This window comes from Xanthobacter sp. YC-JY1 (genome assembly GCF_021730305.1).
Lineage (GTDB): Bacteria > Pseudomonadota > Alphaproteobacteria > Rhizobiales > Xanthobacteraceae > Xanthobacter > Xanthobacter flavus.
Genome location: NZ_CP032674.1, coordinates 99,491 through 123,301, shown reverse-complemented (window position 1 = coordinate 123,301; position 23,811 = coordinate 99,491). Strand labels below are relative to the sequence as shown.

Annotated in this window: 19 protein-coding genes; 4 read left to right on the top strand and 15 right to left on the bottom strand. The window is 69.3% G+C overall.

What is annotated here, in order from left to right:
* Positions 1 to 59 precede the first annotated feature (59 nt).
* Complete coding sequence (hrpB, locus tag D7006_RS00600; RefSeq protein ID WP_237355155.1) at positions 60 to 2,567, top strand: ATP-dependent helicase HrpB; 2,508 nt, start codon at positions 60 to 62, stop codon at positions 2,565 to 2,567.
* 69 nt (positions 2,568 to 2,636) lie between these two features.
* On the opposite strand, the gene D7006_RS00595 is transcribed toward hrpB, so the two are convergent.
* Positions 2,637 to 3,029, bottom strand: coding sequence for an acyl-CoA thioesterase (locus D7006_RS00595; protein WP_024276778.1), 393 nt, complete (start codon positions 3,027 to 3,029; stop codon positions 2,637 to 2,639).
* A 310-nt stretch (positions 3,030 to 3,339) separates the two neighbouring features.
* Between D7006_RS00595 and D7006_RS00590 the strand changes: the two genes are divergently transcribed.
* The gene (locus tag D7006_RS00590; RefSeq protein WP_237355153.1) at positions 3,340 to 4,461 is read left to right on the top strand and encodes a linear amide C-N hydrolase; all 1,122 of its coding nucleotides are present in this window, start codon (positions 3,340 to 3,342) and stop codon (positions 4,459 to 4,461) included.
* 24 nt (positions 4,462 to 4,485) lie between these two features.
* Here D7006_RS00590 and D7006_RS00585 read toward each other — a convergent pair whose 3' ends face one another.
* The 9 genes from D7006_RS00585 to tesB form a co-directional block, all read right to left on the bottom strand.
* On the bottom strand, positions 4,486 to 5,442 hold the full coding sequence (locus D7006_RS00585; protein WP_237355151.1) for a hypothetical protein: 957 nt from the start codon (positions 5,440 to 5,442) through the stop codon (positions 4,486 to 4,488).
* 177 nt (positions 5,443 to 5,619) lie between these two features.
* Positions 5,620 to 6,912, bottom strand: coding sequence for a pitrilysin family protein (locus D7006_RS00580; RefSeq protein ID WP_229646150.1), 1,293 nt, complete (start codon positions 6,910 to 6,912; stop codon positions 5,620 to 5,622).
* A gap of 116 nt (positions 6,913 to 7,028) precedes the next feature.
* Positions 7,029 to 8,438 carry a pitrilysin family protein gene (locus tag D7006_RS00575; RefSeq protein WP_237355147.1) on the bottom strand — a complete coding sequence of 470 codons (1,410 nt, stop codon included), beginning with the start codon at positions 8,436 to 8,438 and terminating at the stop codon, positions 7,029 to 7,031.
* A 127-nt stretch (positions 8,439 to 8,565) separates the two neighbouring features.
* On the bottom strand, positions 8,566 to 9,300 hold the full coding sequence (locus tag D7006_RS00570) for a hypothetical protein (protein ID WP_237355146.1): 735 nt from the start codon (positions 9,298 to 9,300) through the stop codon (positions 8,566 to 8,568).
* A 52-nt stretch (positions 9,301 to 9,352) separates the two neighbouring features.
* Positions 9,353 to 9,883, bottom strand: a complete 531-nt coding sequence (gene lspA, locus D7006_RS00565) for a signal peptidase II (protein WP_169123250.1) — start codon at positions 9,881 to 9,883, stop codon at positions 9,353 to 9,355.
* A 105-nt stretch (positions 9,884 to 9,988) separates the two neighbouring features.
* Entirely contained in the window at positions 9,989 to 13,018 is a 3,030-nt protein-coding gene (gene ileS / locus D7006_RS00560; RefSeq protein WP_237355145.1) for an isoleucine--tRNA ligase, read from the bottom strand.
* A gap of 330 nt (positions 13,019 to 13,348) precedes the next feature.
* Positions 13,349 to 14,845 carry an ammonium transporter gene (locus D7006_RS00555; protein WP_237355144.1) on the bottom strand — a complete coding sequence of 499 codons (1,497 nt, stop codon included), beginning with the start codon at positions 14,843 to 14,845 and terminating at the stop codon, positions 13,349 to 13,351.
* A 29-nt stretch (positions 14,846 to 14,874) separates the two neighbouring features.
* Positions 14,875 to 15,213, bottom strand: coding sequence for a P-II family nitrogen regulator (locus D7006_RS00550; RefSeq protein ID WP_024276769.1), 339 nt, complete (start codon positions 15,211 to 15,213; stop codon positions 14,875 to 14,877).
* Positions 15,214 to 15,541: 328 nt separating this feature from the next.
* Complete coding sequence (gene tesB / locus D7006_RS00545) at positions 15,542 to 16,417, bottom strand: acyl-CoA thioesterase II (protein WP_237355143.1); 876 nt, start codon at positions 16,415 to 16,417, stop codon at positions 15,542 to 15,544.
* A 206-nt stretch (positions 16,418 to 16,623) separates the two neighbouring features.
* Between tesB and D7006_RS00540 the strand changes: the two genes are divergently transcribed.
* Positions 16,624 to 17,943, top strand: coding sequence for a ubiquinone biosynthesis hydroxylase (locus D7006_RS00540; protein WP_237355142.1), 1,320 nt, complete (start codon positions 16,624 to 16,626; stop codon positions 17,941 to 17,943).
* Positions 17,944 to 17,997: 54 nt separating this feature from the next.
* Positions 17,998 to 19,875: an ABC-F family ATP-binding cassette domain-containing protein gene (locus D7006_RS00535; protein ID WP_237355140.1), complete on the top strand. Its 1,878-nt coding sequence runs from the start codon at positions 17,998 to 18,000 to the stop codon at positions 19,873 to 19,875.
* Here the strand turns inward: D7006_RS00535 and D7006_RS00530 are convergent.
* The 5 genes from D7006_RS00530 to fdxA form a co-directional block, all read right to left on the bottom strand.
* Positions 19,844 to 20,788, bottom strand: coding sequence for a LysR substrate-binding domain-containing protein (locus D7006_RS00530; RefSeq protein ID WP_169123256.1), 945 nt, complete (start codon positions 20,786 to 20,788; stop codon positions 19,844 to 19,846). The genes D7006_RS00535 and D7006_RS00530 overlap by 32 nt on opposite strands.
* An 82-nt stretch (positions 20,789 to 20,870) precedes the next feature.
* Positions 20,871 to 21,938: a YeiH family protein gene (locus D7006_RS00525; RefSeq protein ID WP_229646143.1), complete on the bottom strand. Its 1,068-nt coding sequence runs from the start codon at positions 21,936 to 21,938 to the stop codon at positions 20,871 to 20,873.
* A gap of 87 nt (positions 21,939 to 22,025) precedes the next feature.
* Positions 22,026 to 22,583 (bottom strand): SH3 domain-containing protein, encoded by a 558-nt coding sequence (locus tag D7006_RS00520; protein WP_237355138.1) that lies wholly within the window; start codon positions 22,581 to 22,583, stop codon positions 22,026 to 22,028.
* Between the two features lie 85 nt (positions 22,584 to 22,668).
* A complete protein-coding gene (locus tag D7006_RS00515) occupies positions 22,669 to 23,442 on the bottom strand; it encodes a ferredoxin--NADP reductase (protein ID WP_024276763.1) in 774 nt (257 codons plus the stop codon).
* Positions 23,443 to 23,452: 10 nt separating this feature from the next.
* Positions 23,453 to 23,788: a ferredoxin FdxA gene (fdxA, locus tag D7006_RS00510; protein ID WP_024276762.1), complete on the bottom strand. Its 336-nt coding sequence runs from the start codon at positions 23,786 to 23,788 to the stop codon at positions 23,453 to 23,455.
* Positions 23,789 to 23,811: the final 23 nt, after the last annotated feature.

Below are 23,811 nucleotides of genomic sequence, written 5' to 3'. Positions count from 1 at the left end.
CCGGTCCCTCCTCAACCCTTGGCCTTCGCGCGGCGCGGCCGCATAAGGGCGGGCGCGCCATGTTCTACACCAAGCTCCCCATCGACGCCGTCCTCGGCGACATCCGCTCGACGCTCGCGTCCACCCCCTGCGCCGTGCTGGTGGCTCCGCCCGGCGCCGGCAAGACAACGCGCGTGCCCTTGGCCCTGCTGGATGAGCCGTGGGCCGCGGGCGGGAAGATCCTCGTGCTGGAGCCGCGCCGCCTCGCCGCCCGCGCGGCGGCCCGGCGCATGGCGCAGACCCTCGGGGAGGCGGTGGGCGGCACCGTGGGCTTTCGCACCCGGCTTGCCTCCGAGGTGTCGCGCCGCACCCGCATCGAAGTGGTCACGGAAGGCATCTTCACCCGCATGGTGCTTGACGACCCCGAACTGTCCGGGATCGCCGCCGTGCTGTTCGACGAATTCCACGAGCGCAGCCTCGATGCTGATCTCGGCCTCGCCCTCGCCCTCGATTCCCAGCGCGGGCTCAGGGACGACCTCCGGCTCCTCGCCATGTCGGCGACGCTGGACGGCGCCCGCGTCGCCTCCCTGATGGGCTTAGGCACGCCCGCGCCGGTGATCGAGAGCGAAGGCCGCGCCTTTCCGGTGGAGACGGCCTATCTCGGCCGAGATCCCCGCGCGCCCATCGACCGCCAGATGGCCGACGCCATCCGCCGGGCGCTGGAGCGGGAAGACGGCTCCATCCTGGCCTTCCTCCCCGGCGCCGCCGAAATCCGCCGCACCGAGACCCTGCTTCTGGACGCGGTGCGCGACCCCAAGGTCGATATCGTCGCCCTGTTCGGCGCCCTGGACGCCGCTGAGCAGGACCGCGCCGTGCTGCCGGCGCCGGAGGGACGGCGCAAGGTGGTGCTGGCCACCTCCATCGCCGAAACCTCGCTCACCATCGAGGGCGTGCGCGTGGTGGTGGACAGCGGCCTTGCCCGCGTGCCCCGCTTCGAGCCCGACGTGGGGCTGACACGGCTTGAGACCGTCCGCGTCTCCCGCGCCGCCGCCGACCAGCGCCGGGGCCGCGCCGGCCGCACCGAGCCCGGGGTCTGCTATCGCCTGTGGAGCGAGGGGGAGACGGCGAGCCTGCCGGCCTTCGCCACGCCGGAAATCCTCGCCGCCGACCTCACCGGCCTTGTGCTCGATCTCGCCCGCGTCGGCGTGCGCGATCCCGCCGCCCTCCCCTTCCTCGATCCGCCCCCCGCGCCGGCCGTGACCGAGGCGAAGGCGCTGCTGCGCCTGCTCGGCGCACTCGATGCCGAGGAGGCGGTGACGCCGCTCGGCTGCCTCATGGCGCGCCTGCCCCTTCCGCCGCGCCTCGCCCATATGGTCGCCATCGGGGCGGCGCGGGGCATGGGGCGCCTGGGTGCAGAGATCGCCGCGCTGCTGGTGGAGCGCGGGCTCGGCGGCGACAGCGTGGACCTCCTCGCCCGCCTCGACGGCTTCCGCCGCGACCGTTCCCGTCGCGCGGAGGATTCCCGCCGCCTCGCCGGGCGCTGGGCGGAGATGGCGGCGCGGGAACTGGCGGCAGACGCGTGCTCTCCTGGCACCGCGCCTCCCCTCTCCCCCGCCGCCCTGCTGGCGCTCGCCTTTCCCGACCGGGTGGCCAAGGCCCGTGAGGGACGGGCTGGCGAGACCCAGGTGCGCTTCCTGATGGCCAATGGCCGCGGTGCGGTTCTGGAGGGTACATCCCCGCTCGCCCGCGCGCCCTTCCTCGCCGTGGCGGAAGCCTCCGGCCGCGCCGAGGGCGCCCGCATCACCCTCGCGGCCGCTTTGTCGGCGGAGCAGGTGGAGGCGCTGTTCGCGGATGACATCACCTCCGGCCTCGAAGTCGCGTTCGACCCCGCCGCCATGGCGGTGCGGGCGCGGGAGGTGCGGCGGCTCAAGGCTTTGGTGCTCGCCGCCCGGCCCCAGCCGGTTCCGGCGGATGCGGAGACGGCGCGCGCGCTCGCCCGGGGCATCGCGGATGCGGACATCGGACGCCTGCCCTTCTCCGCCGCGTCCCGGCAATGGCGCGAGCGCGTCATGTTCCTGCGCGCGGCCGAGGGGGAACCGTGGCCGGACCTCTCCGACGCGGCGCTGGCCGCATCGGTCGAGACATGGCTCGCGCCGTTTCTCTCCGGCCGCACAGCCCTTGCGGACATCAGCGGCGCCGACGTGGGCAACGCCCTTCACGCCTTGCTGCCCTATGAGCTGACGGCCCGGCTGGAGGCGGAGGCGCCCACCCATTTCGCCGCCCCCACGGGCTCGCGCCTCGCCATCGACTATGGCGCGGAGGGTGGGCCGGCAGTGGAGGTGCGGGTGCAGGAATTGTTCGGCCTCACCGCCCATCCCGCCATCGCGGGCGGGCGGGTGCCCCTGACCCTCGCATTGCTGTCACCCGCGCACCGGCCGATCCAGGTGACGAAGGACCTGCCGCAATTCTGGCGTGGCTCGTGGCGGGATGTTCGCGCCGACATGCGCGGCCGATACCCCAAGCACCCCTGGCCGGAAGACCCCGCCGCCGCCCCGCCGACCACGCGGGCGAAACCGCGCGGGACGTGAGGGGCGGGGCATTCTTTGCCTTCGCTCAGGCGCCGCGCGGGCTGTGTGAGCGCCCCTTGAGGAGCCCTGCTACTCCGCGGGGATGGCCCGTGGGCGGCCCTCGCCGTCGATGGCGACGAAGGTGAAGACGGCTTCCGTGACCTTGGTCGACTGCTCGCTCTCGCGCGCCCGGCGCCAGGCTTCCACCTCGATGCGCAGCGAGGTGCGCCCCACCCGCGCGATGTTGGCGAACAGGCTCACCTCGTCGCCCACCGCCACCGGGGAGAGGAAGCTCATGGCCTCCACCGCCACCGTGGCCGCGCGGCCCCGCGAGCGGCGCGCCGCCACGTTTCCGGCGGCAAGGTCCATCTGCGACATCAGCCAGCCGCCGAAGATATCGCCGCTCGGATTGGTATCGGCCGGCATGGCGATGGTCCGGATGACCGGAATGCCATCCGGCATCTGCGACTCCTTGTCGTGCATCCCTTCTCCCCGCACGCCTGAGGCGTGCTCTGCGCAACGTTCCGCCGAAGCTGATAGCAAAATTTCGCCGCTGCGCCGCCAAATTTGATCCATCTCAGAGAATCGAGGGCGGGGGTGTGGTTTCTAACACTTGTCCATGTCTTTTCGGGGCAGACAGGGCATGGATGACCGGCTCCGCCTTGCTGTGTGGGCGGAGCCGGTATCTCTTTCAGCCGAACCTTTTCAAAAGGCCGGCACATGATTCCGCCGGAACGGGGCTGACCTCGTTACCGGCGGTTTTCATTTTGGGCCGGTCGCATCGGAGGCCCCCATGGTCCAGACCTGTCCCGAAAGCCGCATCTCCCGCATCCGCCGCCGTGCCCTCGCCGCGACAATGCTGGCCGGAGCGCTCGCCGCCACGCTCGCCCCGGTGGCGCAGGCCTGCACGCGCGCGGTCTATCTGGGCTCCGACGGCATCGTCATCACCGGCCGGTCCATGGACTGGATGGAGGACATGCGCACCAATCTGTGGGCCTTCCCGGCCGGCATGGCGCGCGATGGGGCGGCGGGAGCCAACACCCCGAAATGGGTGTCGAAATACGGCAGCGTGACCGCCTCGGGCTATGACGTCGGCACGGCCGACGGCATGAACGAGAAGGGTCTCGTTGCCAACCTGCTGTACCTCGCCGAATCCGAATACGCGAAGCCCAACGGCAAGCCGGCCCTCTCCATCAGCGTCTGGGCGCAATACGTGCTGGACAATTTCGCCACCGTCGCCGAGGCGGTCACGGCGCTTTCCGCCGAGCCGTTCGTGGTGGTGACGGCGACCCTGCCCAACGGCTCCGGGGCCCAGCTCCACCTCGCCATCTCCGATCCCTCCGGCGACAGCGCCATCTTCGAGTATCTTGGCGGCAAGCTGGTGGTGCATCACGGGCGGCAGTACCAGGTGATGACCAACTCACCCAGCTATGACCAGCAGTTGGCGCTCAACGCCTATTGGCAGGATATCGGCGGCACCGTGTTCCTGCCCGGCACCAACCGCGCGGCGGACCGCTTCGCCCGCGCCAGCTTCTTCATCAAGGCCGTCCCCGCGAAGGCGGCGCCGGAGATTTTGTCCGCCGTCCCGGACCAGACCTACGCCAACCAGGCGGTGGCGAGCGTCGCGAGCGTGATGCGGTCGGTGAGCGTGCCGCTCGGCCTTTCGACGCCGGGCGAGCCGAACATCGCCTCCACCCTGTGGCGGACGGTGAGCGACCAGAAGGACAGAGTCTATTTCTTCGATTCCGCCACCAGCCCGAACACCTTCTGGGTGCCGATCGCCGACCTCGATTTGAAGCCGGGCGCGCCGGTGAAGAAGCTCGATCTCACCGGCGGCAAGGTCTATGGCGGTAACGCGGCCGCGCGGTTCGTGCCGGCGCAGCCCTTCACCTTCCTGCCCGTCAAGCTGGACTGAGCCGCTCGCGGATCGGCGCGCCGCCTATTTGGGCGGCGGCGCGAAGGTGCTGGTGGAGGGCGGCGGGGCGAAACCGCCGCTCGACGGAGGCGGCGCGAAACTGCCGCCACTGCTGCCGCCGCTCGACGGCGGCGGCCCGAACACGTCCTTCGAGGTGGAAGACGACGAGCTGGAGGACGAGCTCGCGGGCGCCGGCGCGCTCGCGGCGGCGGGTGCCGGGGCGGGCTGCGCGGCGGTAGCCGGCGGCTTCGGCTTCGGCCGCGCGGCGGAAGGCTTGGGCCGCTCGCGCACCTCGGGCGTGCCCTGCGGGTCGAAACCCACATAGATGATGTAGCGCTCCATCTCGTACGGCTTCAGCAGCGGGAACGCGATCTGGTCCTCCACCACGGTGAAGGGCGCGTGGCCCGGATCGGCCGGAACGTCGACGGCAACGGCGAAGAACTTGGTGGTAACGGTCTTGGGCGAGGGGCCCTCATTCACCACGGCGATGCGAACCGGCACCTTCACCTGACCGGGGCTGCCCTTTTCGCCCATCAGGACGCGGCCTTCGATGCCCACCTTCACCAGCATCATGCCGTTGGAGATGGTGCATTCGCGGGCGAGGCGGCCGATGGTGGCCTGATAGCGCAGCCCGCCGCCGGCCGTGACCTGCCAGCTGCCGGCGCCGGTGCGCACGGTGAGCATGGGGCAATCATAGGACACCTGGTCCGGGCCGGCACCGACCACGAGCGAGCCGGAGGTGGCGCTGTTCACGACACCGGCAGAGGTGGCGCCCGGCGTCGCAATGGCGGTGCCACCGGCGACGCCCGTGTCCTGCGCGCCAAAGGAACCATCGAGGCCTTCACCACCCGCGCAGCCGGCGAGGACGGCCGCCATCAGGCCGGGCAGCACCAGTCGCGCGACGGAAAGCCGGGGAAACGGGAAGCCGAGGCGGCCCGCCGGATCGGACGGGGGTGCGCACACGCGTGAAGCTGCCGTCACGGGCCTTTCGGTGGCCCGGATCTGCGCGACCGTCCGTGTTGCACCCGCCATATCTTCAACTCCATGGGCGCCCTGGATCGCGCGCTTATAGCAAAGGGAAGCCGGCGTGGGGACTCCCCGCCCGCCCCTGCGGGTCCCCTGCGCCGGCTCCGTGAAAGTAAGGTTACCGCGGGCCGATCAGCCTCCGAGGCCGACCGGCTTGCCCACCACCACCGTCAACGCATCCTTCGCCGTGGCCAGCCGGCCGGCGACGCGCTTGAGGTCGTCGAGGGTGACGGCGGCGATCAGCGCGTTGCGGCGGTCGATATAGTCGATGCCGAGCTCGTCGAGCTGGATCTGCAGCAGCTGGCCAGCGACCTTGGACGAGGTGTCGAAGCGCAGGGCATAGCTGCCCATCAGGTAGCTCTTCGCCTCCTCCAGCTCCTTGGCGGTCGGTCCGTCCTTGAGGATCTGGCCGAACTCGTGGGTGATGAGGGAGATGGATTCCGCCGCCCGCTCATTCTTGGTCGCCGTGCCGGCAAACCAGAGGCCCACGTGGGAGAGCGCCACCTGGTAGGAATACACCGAATAGGCCAGCCCCCGCGCCTCGCGCACTTCCTTGAACAGGCGCGACGAGAAGGCGCTGCCGCCGAGAATGTGGTTGAGCACGTAGGCCGGGATGAAGTCCGGGTCGCGCCGCTCCAGCCCGCCGGTGCCCATCACCACCACCGACTGCGAGACGTCGAGGGGAATGACCTCCACCGTGCCGATCTTCTGCGGCGTCACATTGGCGACGGGCGTCAGCGTCGCCTGGGCCGGAAGCTTGCCGAACACCTCGTCGAGCCGCTTGCCCAGTTCCTCGGCGCTGATGTCGCCCACCACGGCGACGCGCAGGTTGGAGCGGGCGAAGGTCTTGCCGATGAAGCCGGCGATGTCCTCGCGGGTCAGCTTGGCGACGCTGTCCAGCGTGCCGTCCACCGGCCGGCCGTAGGGATGGCCGGGGAAAGCGAGCGCGAACCAGCGGTCGTTGGCGATGGCATTGGGCTCGGTGGAGCGACGGCGCAACATGGCGAGCTGGGACGCGCGGATGCGCTCCACCGCCTCGCCGTCGAAGCGCGGCTCGTTCACCGCGAGGCGCAGCAGCTCGAAGGCCTTGTCGCGGTTTTCCGAAAGCGTGCGCAGGGAACCGCGCATCTCGTCGCGGCCGGCGTCGAAATGCAGCTCCACCGCATGATCGGCGAGCGCCCGCTGGAAGGCGTCGGAATCCATCGGGCCGGCGCCCTCGTCCAGCAGCGAGGAGGCGAGGTTGGCAAGGCCGGCATGCTCGGGGCCATCCTGGGCGGCACCGCCGAGGAAGGCGAACTCGAAGGCGATGAGCGGAAGCGTGGTGTCATGGACCAGCCAGGCCTTGATGCCACCGGGGCTCGTCACCTCGGTGATGCGGCTCGACTGGGACTGCGCCGTATCGGCGGCGAGAAGGGAAAGGGCCATCGTAACCATCGCAAGAAAGAGCCGGGCGGCAGGGCGAAGGCCCGCGCCCGCGAAAAAGGCGCGCCGGCCCGAACGGGCCGGCGAACGGAACACCTCGAAAGCCGGGACGGCCGCCGTCACGAGCGATTGTCCTTCTTGCCGTCCGTCTTGCCCGCGTCGCCGGCCTTCGGCTCGGTCTGCTTGAGATAGCCGGTCACGGCCCGGTCGGTGACGAGATAGCGGCGGGCCACGTCGCGCACCTGATCGGCGGTCACGGCCTTGAGCCGCTCCGGCCACTCGCGCACGTCCTTGGCGGAGAGGCCGGTGGCCCAGGAGGCGCCATAGATGCGGGCGAGCGTCGCCTGGTTGTCCTGCGCATAGATGGTGTCGGCGATGAGCCGAGTCTTGGCGCGGGCCAGTTCCAGGTCGTCGACGCCCTTCTCCTGCAGCTCGGCAACCACCGCGTCGACGGCCGCCTCCAGCGTCTCGAGGCTCACGCCCGGACGCGGGGAGGCATAGGCGACGAAGCGCGTCGCATCGTAGGCGGTTCCTTGATACCAGGAACCGGCGCCGGCAGCGAGGCCCTTCTCGGCCACGAGGGTGCGGTACATGCGGCTGGTCTGCCCGCCGCCGAGAATGTGCGAGAGCACTTCCAGCGCCTCGGCGTCGCCCGGCGCCGCGGTGCGGGCCGAGGGGACGAGGTAGGAGCGCTGCAGGCTCGGCTGGGCGACACGCGGGTCAGCCAACGACACGCGCCGATGGGCGCGCGGCTCCGGCTCCTGCGGGCGGTTGCGCGGCGGGGTGTCGGCCTGGGCGACCTTGCCGTAGGTCTTTTCCGCCAGCGCCTTCACCTCGGCCGGGTCCACATCACCGGCCACCACGAGCAGGGCGTTGTTGGGGGCGTAGAAGCGGCGATAGAAGGCCAGCGCGTCCTCGCGGTTGAGGCCCTTGATCTCGTGCTCCCAGCCGATGATGGGATGCTGGTAAGGGTGGTTCACGTAGGTCGTGGCCTGCAGCACCTCGGAGAGGCGGGCGCCGGGATCATTGTCCGTGCGCATGCGGCGCTCTTCCAGCACCACGTCGCGCTCGGGCAGCACCACCTCGTCGGAGAGCTTGAGGCCGCGCATGCGGTCGGCCTCGAACCCCATCACGGTCTCCAGGTGCTCCTTCGCAACCCGCTGGAAATAGGCGGTGTAATCCTGCGAGGTGAAGGCGTTCTCCTGGCCACCGAGGCGCGCCACCTCGGCCGAGAACTGGCCCTGCGGGTGCGCATCGGTGCCCTTGAACATCAGGTGCTCAAGGAAGTGGGCGATGCCGGACTTGCCCGGCTGCTCGTCGGCCGATCCCACCTTGTACCACACCATGTGGGTGACCACCGGGGTGCGGTGATCGGGGATGACCATGACCTGAAGGCCGTTGGCGAGCTTGAATTCGGTGACTTCGGGGCCCGCCGCGTCAGCGAGGCGGGGAGAAAATGCGGCCGCTCCAGCGGCGAGAATGGCAACCATGGCGAGACGGCTCATCTGCACGTGAGGATCTTTCGGCATTCGACGCGCCCGCAAGCGCGTCCGTCAAGGAAAGATAGGGTGCCCGCCGCCGCTTAAAAGGACGGGCCGCCGCGGTTTCATCCGCTGCCCCGCTCCGTCCGGTCCCTGTGTCCGTCCCTCGCGTCCGTCACTGGCGATCGAACAGGGTCGGCATCTTCCAGGGCTCCTTCTTCTCCTCCACCACGCCATAGGGGGCATTGGGGGCGGGCGTCTGGTAGCCGGGCGGCGGCTGGATCAGGTTCTCGCGGTTGGGCTCGCCATTGAAGGTGAGCTGCTCCTGCTTGCCGGTCAGGCCGCCGAGCCCCGGGAAGCCGGAGGAGCCGAGCTGGCTGGGCATCAGCACGTCGCGGGTTGAGCCCGCGCCCACCGGCTCGGTCGGCGAGGTGCTGTTGCCCACCGCCCGCTTCTTGCCGCGGTTGAGTTCGGACGGCATCAGCGGCTTGCCCGGATCGTCACGCACGATGGGCTGCTTGGCCGCCTGCGCCGCGGCATTGCGGCGCTGAAGGTCGTAGTCCTTCGGCCAGTTGGGATGGGAATCCGCGGCGCTCTTCTGCGGCGGTGGCAGCGCGTCGGGCACGCGCGGCGGCACCACCAGGGGCGCGCGCTCGCGATAGTCGATCTCCGGCTTCTCCTCTTCCTCCTTCAGACCAAGCATCTGCATGGCGCTGTCGAAGATATTGGTGCTGCCGTCGAGGCTCTGCGCGGCGGCCGGTGCGGGCGCGGCAAGCATGAGGGCAAAGGTGGCGAGCAGCGCGCCGCCCCCGACACGAAGCGGGATCAGGCGGAATGCGGGGGACAGGATGGTGCCCGCCGCGCGCGGCGCGGCATCAGCGCTATGCGGGAAAAGGGAAATCTCTCGCATGGGTCTCACGTCCTCGATGCCATCCTCTGATGCGTTCTCAAAGCGTGCGCTCTCACGGCTCGCGCTCAGCTTCGGACCGGGGCGCCATTGGCGCGGCCGAGGGCGGCGATTTTGAGGCGCCACCGAGAAATGCATCGTAAAGGAGCAGTCCCACGCCCACAACAACCGCCACATCGGCGAGGTTGAACACGTACCAGCGGTATCCGAAGGCGTGGAGCGACACGAAATCGAACACCGCCCCATAGACCACCCGGTCCACCGCATTGCCGATGGCGCCGCCGATGAGCAGGCCCAGCGCGAACGCCTCGAACCGGCTGCGGGCGCGGGCCAGCCAAACCGCGAACAGGATCGCCGCAGCCACCTTGATGGCCACCAGCACCCAGCGCCCGGTCTCGCCCTGCGGAAACAGGCCGTAGCTGATGCCGTAATTCCACAGCGCGGCGAAGTCGATGAAGGGCGCCACCGGCTTGATCTGCGCGTCCCAGGACGCCGACCACGCGAGCACGATGCCCTTGGAGGCCTGATCGGCCACCAGCACAGCGAGAGCGACGAGAAGACCGAAGACGATGGGACGGCGCTGCAAGGGGCCTCTCTCAGGAATGGCTTCTCTGACCGATGGCCGGACGCGATCCGTCGTTCATAGACGAGGCCGCCCGCCCCGGCAACGCGAGGGCGGGCGGGGTTCGCTTCACTCGGCCGCGGCGCGCGCGGCGTAGAACTCCCGCAGCGCGGCGGCATCGCGCGGCGTCACGTCCGGGAATTCCGGGTCGGTGCCCACCTGCGGCGAGACCTTCCACGAGCGGGCGCACTTGGTGCCTTCCGCACGGACCGGCACCACGGCGACGCCGGGGACGTCCGCCAGCCGGAAGGCATCGGCCGGCCCCTCGCCGCGGATCAGTTTCGCGTCCGAGGTGATGGCGATCTCGGCGAGGTCGAGGCCGGAGAGGGCCTCGGCCAGCGCATCGTCGCTCACATAGACCTCGGGGGCGGCCTCAAGGGAGGAGCCCATGCGCTTGGCGGCGCGCTCCACCTCCAGCGCGCCGAGCACCACACGGCGGATGAGGCGCACCTTGCGCCACTGCTCCGCCAGAGCCTCGTCGCGCCACGCGGCGGGGGTGTCCGGGAAAGCGAGGAGATGCACCGAGCCCTCCTCATCCCCCGTGCGGGCGATGTAGGCCTCCTCGCAGGTGAAGGCGAGGATGGGCGCGAGCCAGGTGACAAGGCGGTTGAACACCTCGTCCAGCACCGTCAGGCAGGCACGCCGCGTCAGCGAGGAGATGGGATCGCAATAGAGCGCATCCTTGCGGATGTCGAAATAGAAGGCCGACAGCTCGATGTTCATGAACTGGGCGAGGGCCGCGTGCACCTTCTTGTAGTCGAAGGCGCGATAGGCGGCGCGGATCTCTCCGTCCAGCTCGGCGAGCCGATGCAGGATGAAGCGCTCCAGCGACGGCATGTCGGCCACCGCGACCTTCTCCTCCGGCCGGTAATGGTGCAGCGAGCCGAGCAGCCAGCGGATGGTGTTGCGCAGCTTGCGGTAGGTGTCGGCCGTGGTCTTGAGGATTTCCGGCCCGATGCGCAGGTCGTCCGCATAGTCGGAGGCGCACACCCACAGGCGCAGGATGTCGGCGCCGGACTGCTTGATGACGTCCTGCGGCGAGGTGACGTTGCCCAGCGACTTGGACATCTTGCGGCCGTCCTCGTCGAGGACGAAACCGTGGGTCAGCACCACGTCATAGGGCGGGCGGCCGCGGGTGCCGCAGCTCTCCAGCAGCGAGGAATGGAACCAGCCGCGGTGCTGGTCCGAACCCTCCAGATACATCACCTTGTCGCGCCCCTCGGGCGGACGCTCCGCCTTGAGGTCGGGGCGCACCTCCAGCGTGAAGGTGTGGGTGGAGCCGGAATCGAACCACACGTCGAGGACGTCATCCACCTTCTGCCAGCCCTCGGAGGCGCGCTCCCCGAGGAAGCGGGCGCTGGCGCCCTCCTTGAACCAGGCGTCGGCGCCTTCGGCGGCGAAGGCCTCGGCGATGCGGGCGTTGACGGCGGCGTCCTTGAGGATTTCGACGGTGCCGTCGCCCTTGTCCTTCACGAACACGGCGATGGGCACGCCCCAGGCGCGCTGGCGCGAGACCACCCAGTCCGGCCGGTTCTCGATCATGCCGGTGATGCGGTTTTCGCCCGCCGCCGGCACCCATTCCACCGTCTTGATGCCGGCGAGCGCGCGGGCGCGCAGGGTGTCCGGCGCGTTGCCGGCCAGCGTCGCCGGGCGGGGCGCCGCCTTGCCGTCCGCCGCGCGGATGTCCTGGTCCATGGCGATGAACCATTGCGGCGTGTTGCGGAAGATCACCGGCTTCTTGGAGCGCCAGGAATGCGGATACTGGTGCTTCACCCGGCCGCGCGCGAGCAGGTTGCCGGCCTTGATGAGGGCGTCGATGACGGCTCCATTGGCATCGCCCTTCTCACCCTTCTCGGTGATGACGCGCCTGCCCTCGAATCCGGGCGCCTGGGACGTGTAGAAGCTGTCCTCGTCCACCGTGTAGGGGATCGCCGGATTGATGCCGCGCTCCTCCAGCCAGCGGCGATGGTTCACCCACGCCTCGAAGTCCTCGCGGCCATGGCCGGGGGCGGTGTGGACGAAACCCGTGCCGGCGTCGTCCGTGACATGCTCGGCTTCCAGCAACGGCACCTTGAAGGTGTAGCCGCCGAGCCCGAGGTCCGCCAGCGGGTGGGCGAGGATCAGGCTGCCCACCACATCGGCGGGAACATCGCCGCGCCGCTCATAGGCGGTGACGCGGGCGGCCTTGAACACGTCGTCAGCGAGCTTGTCGGCGAGGATCAGGCGATCGCCGGCCTTGGCCCAGTTGTCTGCGGGGGCGTCCGTAACCTCGTAGAGGCCATAGGCGATCTTCGGAGCATAGGTGACGGCCCGGTTTCCGGGCATGGTCCAGGGGGTGGTGGTCCAGATGACGACGGTCGCGCCCTTGAGGTCGCCCTCCGACACCACCGGGAACTTCACCCAGACCGTATCCGAGGTGAAATCCTGATACTCGACCTCCGCCTCGGCCAAAGCGGTCTTCTCCACCACCGACCACATGACCGGCTTCGAGCCGCGATAGAGCAGGCCGTTCTCGGCGAACTTCATGATCTCGCGAGCGATCTGCGCCTCGGCCATGAACGCCATGGTGGTATAGGGATGATCCCAGTCGCCCTCGACGCCGAGGCGCTTGAATTCCTTGCGCTGCTCGTTCAGCCAATGCTCGGCATAGGCGCGGCATTCCTGGCGGAAGGCGACCATGGCGGCGGCATCGGAGAAGTCGGGCTTCTGCTTGCCCTTCTTGCGGTAGTTCTCTTCCTCGATCTTCCACTCGATGGGCAGGCCGTGGCAGTCCCAGCCGGGCACGTAGTTCGAGTCGTAGCCCAGCATCTGCTGGGAGCGCGTCACCACGTCCTTCAGGATCTTGTTGAGCGCGTGGCCGATATGGATGTTGCCGTTGGCATAAGGCGGGCCGTCATGCAGCACGAAGCGGTCGCGACCGCGCCCGGCCTCACGCAGCCGCTCGTAGAGGCCGATGCGCGCCCAGCGGGCCAGCAGTTCCGGCTCCTTCTGGGGCAGGCCGCCGCGCATGGGGAAGGCGGTTTCCGGCAGGAACAGGGTCTTGGAATAATCGGGGGCGGACGCCTCGGCGGACGGCTTGGTCTCGGACTTCTCGGTCATGGAACGCTCGGGGGATGAAGGCAGGATCGGGGCGGAAAAATCCCGGCAGCCCCCGCGCGCTCAGCCGCGCCGGCGGGGGGCCGGGCCGATAATTCGCGCCGCGAGGGGACGGCTGCGGCGAGGCATGGCCCCGCGATAATGAGAAAATCCGCTCATGGTGCGGCTTCTATCAGGCGCGGGGGGCCGGGAAAAGCCCGCAGATCGGCGCAGCGCCAGCGCCCACGAGCTGCGGCGGGCAAAGAAAAACCCCGGCACCAACGGTGCCGGGGCTCTTCTTGGTTCCCCTCTTTTAAAGAACCACGGGGCGGCGACGAGGCCGCCCCGCCAGGATCACGAGTGATACGCGCGCTCGCCGTGCTCGTTGATGTCGAGACCCTCGCGCTCCACGTCCGTGGAGGGACGCAGGCCGACGATGACCGAGATCACGAACAGGATGACGGCGGTGCCGACGCCCGACCACACAACGGTCACGCCGACGGCCTTGAGCTGGGCGATGACCTGGGCGGTCATGTCGTAGGCCGCGACCGCACCGGTGGTGTAGTCGTAGATGCCCGTGCCGCCCAGCGAGGGGCTCACCAGGATGCCGGTGGCGATGGCGCCGACGATGCCACCGATGCCGTGCACGCCGAACACGTCGAGGGCGTCGTCATAGCCCAGCGCGTTCTTCACCGCGGTGCAGAAGATGAAGCAGATCGGCGACACGACCAGGCCGAGGACCAGCGAGCCCATGATGCCGGCGAAGCCCGACGGCGGCGTCACGGCGACGAGGCCGGCGACGATGCCCGAGGCGAGGCCGAGCATGGAGGGCTTACCCTTCACCAGCCATTCCACGAACATCCAGGACATGCCGGCCGCGCAGGTGGCGATGAAGGTGTTCATCATCGCGAGAGCGGTGGTGGCATTGGCCTCGAGATTGGAGCCAGCGTTGAAGCCGAACCAGCCGACCCACAGGAGGGAGGCGCCGACCATGGTGAGCGTCAGGGAGTGGGGGGAAAGCGCTTCCTTGCCGTAGCCGAGGCGCTTGCCGACCATGATGCAGGCCACGAGGCCGGCGATACCGGCGTTGATGTGCACCACGGTGCCGCCCGCGAAGTCGATGGCGCCGAGGGAGAAGATGTAGCCGGCATCGGCCAGCACGGCGTCGAGCGCCTGCTGCGCAGCGGCCTTGGCGGTGCCGTCAGCAGCGGCGGCGACAGCCTTGGCGGCAGCGTCGATCGCGTCCGGGCCGGCCCAGTACCAGACCATGTGGGCGACGGGGAAGTACACGAAGGTGACCCACAGGGGCACGAACAGCACCACGGCGGAGAACTTCATGCGCTCGGCGAAGGCGCCGAAGATGAGGGCCGGGGTGATCATGGCGAAGGTCATCTGGAAGGCGATGTACACCCACTCCGGAATGGCCACGCCCACCGAGAAGGTGGCGGCGAGGGATTCGCCGGTGACGCCCGAGAGGAACGCCTTGGAGAAGCCGCCGATGAAGGGCGAGCCGCCGGTGAAGGCGAGCGAGTAGCCGTAGAGCACCCAGATGAGGCCGACGATGCACACGCTGTAGGCGACCTGCATCAGCACGGAGAGCATGTTCTTGGCACGCACGAGGCCGCCGTAGAACAGGAACAGGCCGGGCACCGACATCATGAGCACGAGCAGCGCCGACGTGAGCATCCAGGCGACGTCGCCCTTGTTCACGGTGGGAGCGGCTGCCGCGGCGGGAACGGCGGTGGCGGCGTCAGCCGCCGGCGGCGCCGTCTGGGCCAGTACCGGCGCGGCTACCGCCAGCGCCAGAAGAAGCGCGGGAACCCCCACGCGGGACCACGTCTTGGACGTCATGGATGAATGCTCCGTGAAAGAGATGAGGCTCAAAGGGCGTCGGCGTCGGTCTCGCCGGTGCGGATGCGCACGGCGTGCTCGATCGGAATGACGAAGATCTTGCCGTCGCCGATCTGACCGGTCTTGGCGGACGCGGTGATCGCCTCCACGACCTTGGAGACCTGGTCGGCGGAAACCGCGACCTCGATCTTCAGCTTCGGCAGGAAGCTCACGGCATATTCAGCGCCGCGGTAGATCTCGGTGTGGCCCTTCTGACGCCCGTAGCCCTTGACCTCGGTCACGGTGAGGCCGTGCACACCGATACCGGTGAGGGCGTCGCGCACCTCCTCCAGCTTGAATGGCTTGATGATGGCCATGACGATCTTCATGGATCGGTCCCTGTCCCCTGGTTCCGCTGCGCTTCGCATGAAGCCAGAACGGTGTTTCTCGCGGCGGCTTCGCCGAGCGGGTCGGGGAGATCCGCGCCGCGGCTGGCAAGCCTGCGGACAGAGGAATCAAGTACCGTGCCAAGAGAGAGGGAAGGCGGCGGATGCCGGGAGTCCCGTGCATATTTTTCCGCCACGGCGCGCGCCGCAGGGGCTCTGCCGCCTGCTCGCCGCTTTTTGTGCCTATTTTTTAATCTCGACGCACAAGGGAACGACAAATCTCGTTCGCACTTGCGTGATGAGCCATTGCAGCGCCGAACGCGGGGCGTGCCTAGGCCCGCGGCGTCACCGGTCGCATGAGGCCTTCCTGTGCCGCCGAAGCAACCAGAATCCCGTCGCGGGTGAACAGCTCGCCGCGGCAGAATCCCCGTCCGGCCGAGGCCGCAGGGCTCTCCTGGGTGTAGAGCAGCCAATCGTCAGCGCGGAACGGGCGGTGGAACCACAGCGCGTGATCAAGGCTCGCCACCTGCACGTCCGTGTCGAACACGGACTTGCCATGGGGCAGAAGCGCCGCCTGCAGCAGCGACAGGTCGGATGCGTAGGCGAGCACCGCCTGATGAATGGGCAGATCGTCCGGCAGCGGGCCGCGGGCGCGGATCCAGATGCTGGGCCTGGCCCCCGGCGACCCGAGATAGGCCATGTCCAAGCTGGTGGGCTTCACCTCCAGCGGCCGGTGCGCCATCCAGTCGCGGCCAGCGGCGCCGGGGAAGCGGGCCAGCAGGCGATCCCGCCACACCTCGTCGCCGGGTAGATCCTCGGGCTGGGGCACCTCGGGCATCTGGCTCTGGTGCGTGAAGCCTTCCTCCGGCTTCTGGAACGACACCGACATGCTGAAGATGGCTTCGCCATGCTGGATCGCCACCACGCGGCGGGTGGTGAAGGAACGGCCGTCGCGGATGCGGTCCACGTCGTAGATGATGGGGACGGTGGGATCGCCGCCGAGCAGAAAGTAGCCGTGCAGCGAGTGGGTGACGCGCGCGTCCTCCACCGTGCGGCGGGCGGCGACCAGCGCCTGGGCGATCACCTGCCCGCCGAACACCCGGCCCCCTGTGGGGGATACGCTGCGACCCCGGAACAGGTTGATCTCGAGCGGTTCGAGGTCAAGGATGCCGAGGAGCTTGTCCACGTCGGGATTCTGGGCGGTCATTCAGGGGCTCGCCGATGGCTGCGCACCCTGCGGGCGGCAGCATCAAAGAAGGTGGAACGGGATGCGGGTCGCACGGTTCAGTCGAGGGCAGGACGCCACGCCCACGCCTCGACCGTCAACCCCAAAACGTCAGCCGGCTGCCCTATAGGCGAGCCAATCGCCACCCGGCAGCGTAGAACGAAGAACGATCATCAGGAGTGAAGGTCATGGGCTCCCCGAACGCACCGCTTCCGGAGACCGGCTGGTCCGCAAACCCGGCCGCCGCCGATCGCGCGCAAGCGGAACGGGCACCGGCGGAACGGGCGGATGTGGCCATCGTCGGCGGGGGCCTCGCGGGCCTAAGCCTCGCCCTTGCCCTGCGCCAGGGCCTCGGCCCCGATGCCGACATCGCCCTTTACGACCCGACCCTCTCGCGCGCCGGGCTCGATGACGGGCGCTGCTCCGCCATCGCCGCCTGCGCCCGGCGCATGCTCACCAGCCTCGGTGTGTGGCACGAGATCGCCGCCAAAGCGGAGCCCATGCGCACCATGGTGGTGACGGACAGCCGCACCAAGGACGTGGCGCGCCCCACCTTCCTCACCTTCGACGGCGCACTGGAAGACGGAGCCTTGGAACCGGGCGAGCCCTTCGCCTTCATGGTGCCGAACCTCGATCTGCAGCAGGCGCTGGTGGCGGCCGCCCGTTCCGCCGGCATCGACCTGCGCGAAGAGGCGGTGACGTCGTTCCGCAGCGAGGGCGGCGGCGTCGAACTCGCCTCCGCCTCGGGCGTGCCGCTGCGCGCCGGCCTGCTGGTGGCGTGCGACGGCGCCCGCTCGCGCATCCGCGAGATGGCGGGCATTTCCACGGTGTCCTGGGGATATGGGCAGAGCGGCATCACCTTCGTGGTGGAGCACGAGCGCCCGCACGAAGGCCGCGCCGAGGAGCATTTCCTGCCCGCCGGCCCGTTCGCCATCCTGCCTTTGCCGGGCAATCGCTGCTCGGTGGTGTGGACCGAGCGCACCGCCGATGCCGAGCGGCTGCTCGCTTTGCCCTCCGCCATCTTCCAGGAGGAGCTGGAGCAGCGCTTCGGCCATCGCCTCGGCTGGGTGAAGCCGGTGACGAAGCCCCGCGCCTACCCCCTCGGCTTCGCCATGGCGCGCGCCTTCATCGGTGATCGGCTCGCGCTGGTGGGCGATGCCGCCCACGTCATCCATCCCATCGCCGGCCAGGGCCTCAACATGGGCCTGCGCGATGTGGCGGCCCTCGCCGAGGTGGTGACGGACGCCGCGCGCGTCGGCCTCGACTTCGCCTCCCCCACCGTGCTGGAGCGCTACCAGCGCTGGCGGCGGTTCGACACGTTGGCCATGGGCGTCGCGACGGATGGCCTCAACCGGCTGTTCTCCAACCATTCCGACGCCCTGCGCGCCATCCGCGACGTGGGCCTCGGGCTGGTGGACCGCCTGCCGCGCCTCAAGGGCCTGTTCATCAAGGATGCGGCGGGCCTCACCGGCGACGTGCCCAAGCTGCTGCGCGGCGAAACGCTCTGAAGCGGGACGCTTCCGCATCTTGCCCTGCCCGGCCCCGCCTGCGAAAAGCCCGGCATGATCGTTCTGGACGATATTTCCCTGCGCCTTGCCGGGCGCCTGCTCATCGACCACGCCTCCGTCGCCCTCCCCGAGAATGCGCGCGTCGGCGTGGTCGGCCGCAATGGCTCGGGCAAGACCACCCTGTTCAAGGCGCTCATTGGCGAGCTGGAGCTGGAATCCGGCGCCGTCCGCCTGCCCAACCGCACCCGCATCGGCCGCGTGGCCCAGGAGGCGCCGGCCGGGCCGGACAGCCTGATCGACCGCGTGCTCGCCGCCGACACGGAGCGCGCCGCGCTGCTCAAGGAGCGCGAAACCACGCAAGACCCGAACAGGATGGGCGATATCGAGATGCGGCTGCTCGACATCGGCGCCCATGCGGCGCCGGCGCGGGCAGCCACCATTCTCGCCGGCCTCGGCTTCGACGAGAGCGCCCAGCAGCGGCCCTGCTCGGAATTTTCCGGCGGCTGGCGGATGCGCGTGGCCCTCGCCGCCCTGCTCTTCACCGAGCCGGACCTGCTGCTGCTCGACGAGCCCACCAACTATCTCGATCTGGAAGGCACCCTGTGGCTGCAGGACTACCTCGCGCACTATCCGCGCACGGTGATCCTCATCTCCCATGACCGCGACCTGCTGGACGAGAGCGTCGACCACATCCTCCACCTCACCGGGCAGAAGCTGACCCTCTACAAGGGCGGCTTCACCTCGTTTGACCGACAGCGGCGCGAACGGCTGCTGCTGGACCAGAAGGCGCGCAAGAAGCAGGAGATGCAGCGCGCCCACATGGAATCCTTCGTCGCCCGCTTCCGCGCCAAGGCGACGAAGGCGAAGCAGGCCCAGTCGCGTCTGAAGGCCCTCGCCCGCATGGAGCCCCTGGCCGCGCAGGTGAGCGAGGAGGCGGCGGCCATCTCCATCCGCCATCCCGAGAAGCTGCTCTCCCCGCCCATCGTGGTGCTGGAGAAGGTGGCGGTGGGCTATGTGCCGGGCCGGCCGATCCTCCAGAACCTCAATTTGCGCATCGACGAGGACGACCGCATCGCCCTCCTCGGCCCCAACGGCAACGGCAAGTCCACCTTCGCCAAGCTCCTCGCCGACCGGCTGAAGGAAGAAAGCGGGCGGGTGGTGCGGGCCGACAAGCTGGAAGTCGCCTATCTCGCGCAGCACCAGATCGACGAGCTCATTCCCGGCGATAGCCCCGCCCAGCATGTGCGGCGCCTCATGCCCGACGCGCCCGAGGCGCGGGTGCGGGCGCGGGCGGCGGAGATGGGCTTTTCCGGCGGCGCGGCCGACACCAAGGTCTCGTCCCTCTCGGGCGGCGAGAAGGCGCGCCTGCTGCTGGGGCTCGCCACCTTCCACGGGCCGCATCTGCTCATCCTCGACGAGCCCACCAACCATCTCGACATCGAGGCCCGCGCGGCGCTCATCGAGGCCATCAACGACTTCCCCGGCGCCGTCATCCTCGTGTCCCACGACCGGCATCTGCTGGAGGCCTGCGCCGAGCGGCTGTGGCGCGTCTCGGGCGGCACGGTGAAGGCCTATGACGGCGATCTCGACCAGTACAAAGCTGAGGTCCTCTCCCGCTCCGACGGCGATCGCATGACCGACAAGGGGCGCAAGGACCGCTCCGAGACCAAGGCGGAAGCCACCCCTGCCCCGCGCCGCATCGCCACCGGCCCGCTCAAGAAGCGCATCCGCGAGCTGGAAGGCGCGGTGGACAAGCTGACGAAGCAGATCGAGGGGCTGGACGCCAAGCTCTCCGACGCCGGCCTCCATGCCGCCAAGCCCCTGGACGCCGCCCGCTTCGCCAAGGAACGGGCCGAGGCGGCCGAGAAGCTGGCGCAGGCGGAAGAGGAATGGCTGGAGGTCAGCGCCGAGCTCGAGGCCGCGGGCGGCTGACCGGCGCGGCCGGGGCGATCCCCGGGGCCGCCTCCGGCTCGCGCACCAGCGCCAGCAGGGCCTGCGCCGCCCGCGAATTGTAGCGGTCGGCATGGCGCAGGGCGTAGAAGCGCCGGGCCGGCAAGGTGAGCGGCAGCTGTTTCAGCGTGCCCATGGCGAGGCCCGAGGCGGTGACGAGATCGGAGATCACCGTCGCGCCCGCCCCTGCGGCCACCGCGCTCACCACCGCCTCGTTGGACGGCAACTCCAGAACCACCTTCAGCTGGGACGGATCAAGGCCCGAGGCGCGCAGGGCGTCCTCGAACACCTGCCGCGTGCCCGAGCCCGGCTCGCGCAGAACGAAGGGCATGTCGATGAGATCGGCCGGGGTCAGCGCCTTGAGCTCGGCGCGGGGATCATGGGCCGCCACCACCAGCACCAGCCGGTCGCCGGGCACCGCGACCCGGGCCAGCAGCGCCTCCTCCACCTCGCCTTCCACGAAGCCGAGATCGGCCTCCCCGGCCCGTACAGCGGAGGCGACCTGCGCGGTGTTGCCGATCACCACTTCCAGCGCGATGTCGGGATAGAGCTTGTGAAAGCGATGGAGCAGCGGGCCGAGCCAGTAATTGGCAATGGTCTGGCTGGCGTGGATGGACAGCCGGCCGCGCCTGAGGCCGGACAGATCAGCAAGGATCGTCTCGGCGGCTCCGGCCCGGGCGAGCACGGCTTCCGCCTCGGGGACGAAGACGCGGCCGGCCTCGGTCAGCTCGATGCGGCGTCCGACGCGGTGGAACAGGGCGACCCCGCAGGAGGCCTCCAGGGCCGCGACGGAAGCGCTGACCGCCGACTGGGTCATGTTCAGCGTTTCGGCGGCGCGGGTCATGTGGAGCGCGCGGGCGACGGCGACGAAGACTTTCAGTTGCTCCAGCGTCATCCCGCCCGACCGTCCCGCTCCGCTCAGGCGTCGTGCGGGCATGAAGACAGGCCCGTGAGCGACGCCCACGGGCCTGTTGGTATCACATCAGGGTCTTGATGAGGATGAAGCTCAAGCCTGAGATGAAGAGCCAGGCCGCGGCACCGAGCAGGAGGGGCTTGATGCCCTTCAGCCGCAGCTTGCGCATGTCCGTCTCCAGCCCCATGGCGCCCAGCGCGACGGCGAGGAGGAAGGTGGTGGTGGTGGCGACGGGCATCTTCACTTCGGGCGGCACGTAGCCGCTGGACGCGACCATCACCATGGCGATGAAGCCGAACACGAACCACGGCATGGGCGGGCTGGCATGGCCGGCCGACTTGTCGCCGCGCGCCCGCATCACCGCCGCCGCGCCGAGGCCGATGACGAGGGGGGCGAGCAGCATCACCCGCGAGAGCTTCGCCACGGTGCCGAACTCGCCGGCCTGCTGGCCGCCCTGGAAGGCCGCCGCCACCACCTGCGCCACCTCATGGATGGAGGCGCCGGTCCATAGGCCGAAGGCATGGGCGTCGAAGCCGGTGAACGGGATCAGCGCCGGCATCAGCAGCATGGAGAGCGAGCCGAAGATGGTGACGCAGGCCACCGCATAGGCCACGTCCTCGTCCGAGCCGCGCGTCACCGTATTGGTGGCGATGACCGCCGAGGCGCCGCAGATGGCGGTGCCGGCGGCGATCAGCTCCGAGAGCTGCCGGTCCACGCCCATGGCGCGGCCGAGCCAGCGGGTGACGAAGAAGGTGGCGAACAGGGTGAAGGCGACGATGGAGAAGCCCACCACGCCCACCGAGCGCACCTGTTCGAAGGTGAGTTGCAGGCCCAAGAGCACGATGGCGAAGCGCAGGATGCGCCGGAGCGCGAACTTAACGCCGGGCTTGATGATGGCCGCCGTGCCGAAGATGTTGTGCAGCGCCATGCCGATGACGATGGCGAGGATGAGCGGGCTGACGAGTCCCATGCCCGGCACCTGGCGGATGGCATAGGCCGCCGCCGCGATCACCACCGTATAGGCAAGGCCCGGCAGGATGCCGCCGAAGGCCGTCACCAGCGGGCCGCCAGCGGCGGACACGGCGGGCGCGGGGGGAATGAGAGCGGGATCGGTCAGGTGCTTGTCGGTCATGGCGGGGGGTCCTCTTGAGACGAGGATGGCCCCCGGCCATGGATCGATCAAACGAGTTGTTTTTCTACAATTAATCGATGAATTCGATTATCTGATCACCACGCCCCGCCGCACCACCGTGTTGCCGGCCGGGCCGCGCGTCGCGCCCACGTGGCGGCAGGCACCGTTGTAGCAGCGGGTGGCGCCCACATGGCCCACAGGGCCGCGCGCATAGGGGCCGTAATAGCGGTTCCACTGGCCATACCACGGACGACCCACATAATGGGTGTTCCAGTAGGACTGGTTGAACGCCACCGCGGCGATGCCGAGGCCCGCCGCGACCGCAGCGGTCATCACCACCGGCGAGGCGCCGGCGGACGGCACGACCTTGATATACTGCGCCGCCATCCAGCCGCGCACGCTGCCCAGCGCGACATCGCACCACGAATAGTCCGCAAGGCACCCGTAGGTCGCGAGGGTCGCGCCGGCGGGCACGGTGACCACGGTCGGAAAGCTGGTGCTGGGACCCGCCCGCAGATTCACATTCGTCACGGCCACCGCCGGGGTCGCCGCCGCGGCGGCTCCGGCGGTGAGGAAGCTAGCCAGAACGACGGCCGCTCCGGCCACTGCGCGCAGGCGCGATCCAAGTTCGACACGTATCGACACCAGCATCTCCATCATCGGGATCTGGCGCGACAGCCTAGCTTCGGATCGTTACCGGCCCGTTGCACGATTTTGCAATGTGCAACGCTCACCGCTCGGCGAATGCTTTCTCCACCACATAGGTCTCCGGCCGGTTGCCGGCGCCCTCCACGAAGTCGCGGGTTTCCAGCAGCGCCTTGGTATCGGCGATCATCTGCGGCGAGCCGCACAGCATCACCCGGTCGTGCTCGGCATCGAGGTCCGGCAGGCCGAGATCGGCGAAGAGCTGGCCGCTCTCCATGAGGTCGGTGACACGGCCGCGATTGCGGAACGGCTCGCGGGTCACGGTCGGATAATGCAGCAACTGCGCCTGCGCGTATTCGCCGAGGAAATCGTGCGCCTTGAGGTCCGCCACCACCTGCTCGCCATAAGCGAGCTCGGCCACCTCGCGGCAGCCATGGACCAGGATGATGTGCTCGAACCGCTCATAGGCCTCCGGATCCTTGGCGATGGAGACGAAGGGCGCGAGACCCGTGCCCGTCGCCAGAAGATAGAGGCGCTTGCCCGGCTTGAGATTGTCCAGCAGCAGCGTGCCCGTGGGCCGGCGGCCGACGAGGATGGGATCGCCGGGCTTCAGCATCTGGAGGCGGGAGGTGAGCGGACCGTCCGGCACCTTGATGGAGAAGAATTCCAGCTGCTCCTCGTGAGGCGCGCAGGCGAGCGAATAGGCGCGCAGCAGCGGCTTCTCGTTCACGTCGAGGCCGATCATAGTGAACTGGCCGCTCTTGAAGCGGAAGGCGCTGTCGCGGGTGGCGGTGAAGGAGAAGAGGCGGTCGGTCCAGTGGCGGACCTCGAGCACGGTCTCGGTGTTCAGGTTGCTCATGGTCGCCTCCTCATGCCTCAGCCGGCGCCGGGGAGAAGGCGCTCTCGAACTTGCCGTCCACGTTCATCCACTGCGCGGCATCCGCCGGCGGCTCCTTCTTCTCGGCGATGTTCGGCCAGAGGGCGGCATATTCGGCATTGAGCGCGATCCAGGGCGCGGCCGCCGGATCGCTGTCTGCGGAGATGGCGGCGGCCGGGCATTCAGGCTCGCAGACGCCGCAGTCGATGCACTCGTCGGGCTTGATGACGAGCATGTTCTCGCCCTCATAGAAGCAGTCCACCGGGCAGACGGCGACGCAATCCATGAATTTGCAGCGGATGCACTTGTCGGTGACGACGTAGGCCATGGGGCAGGTCCGGTTGTTGTTCG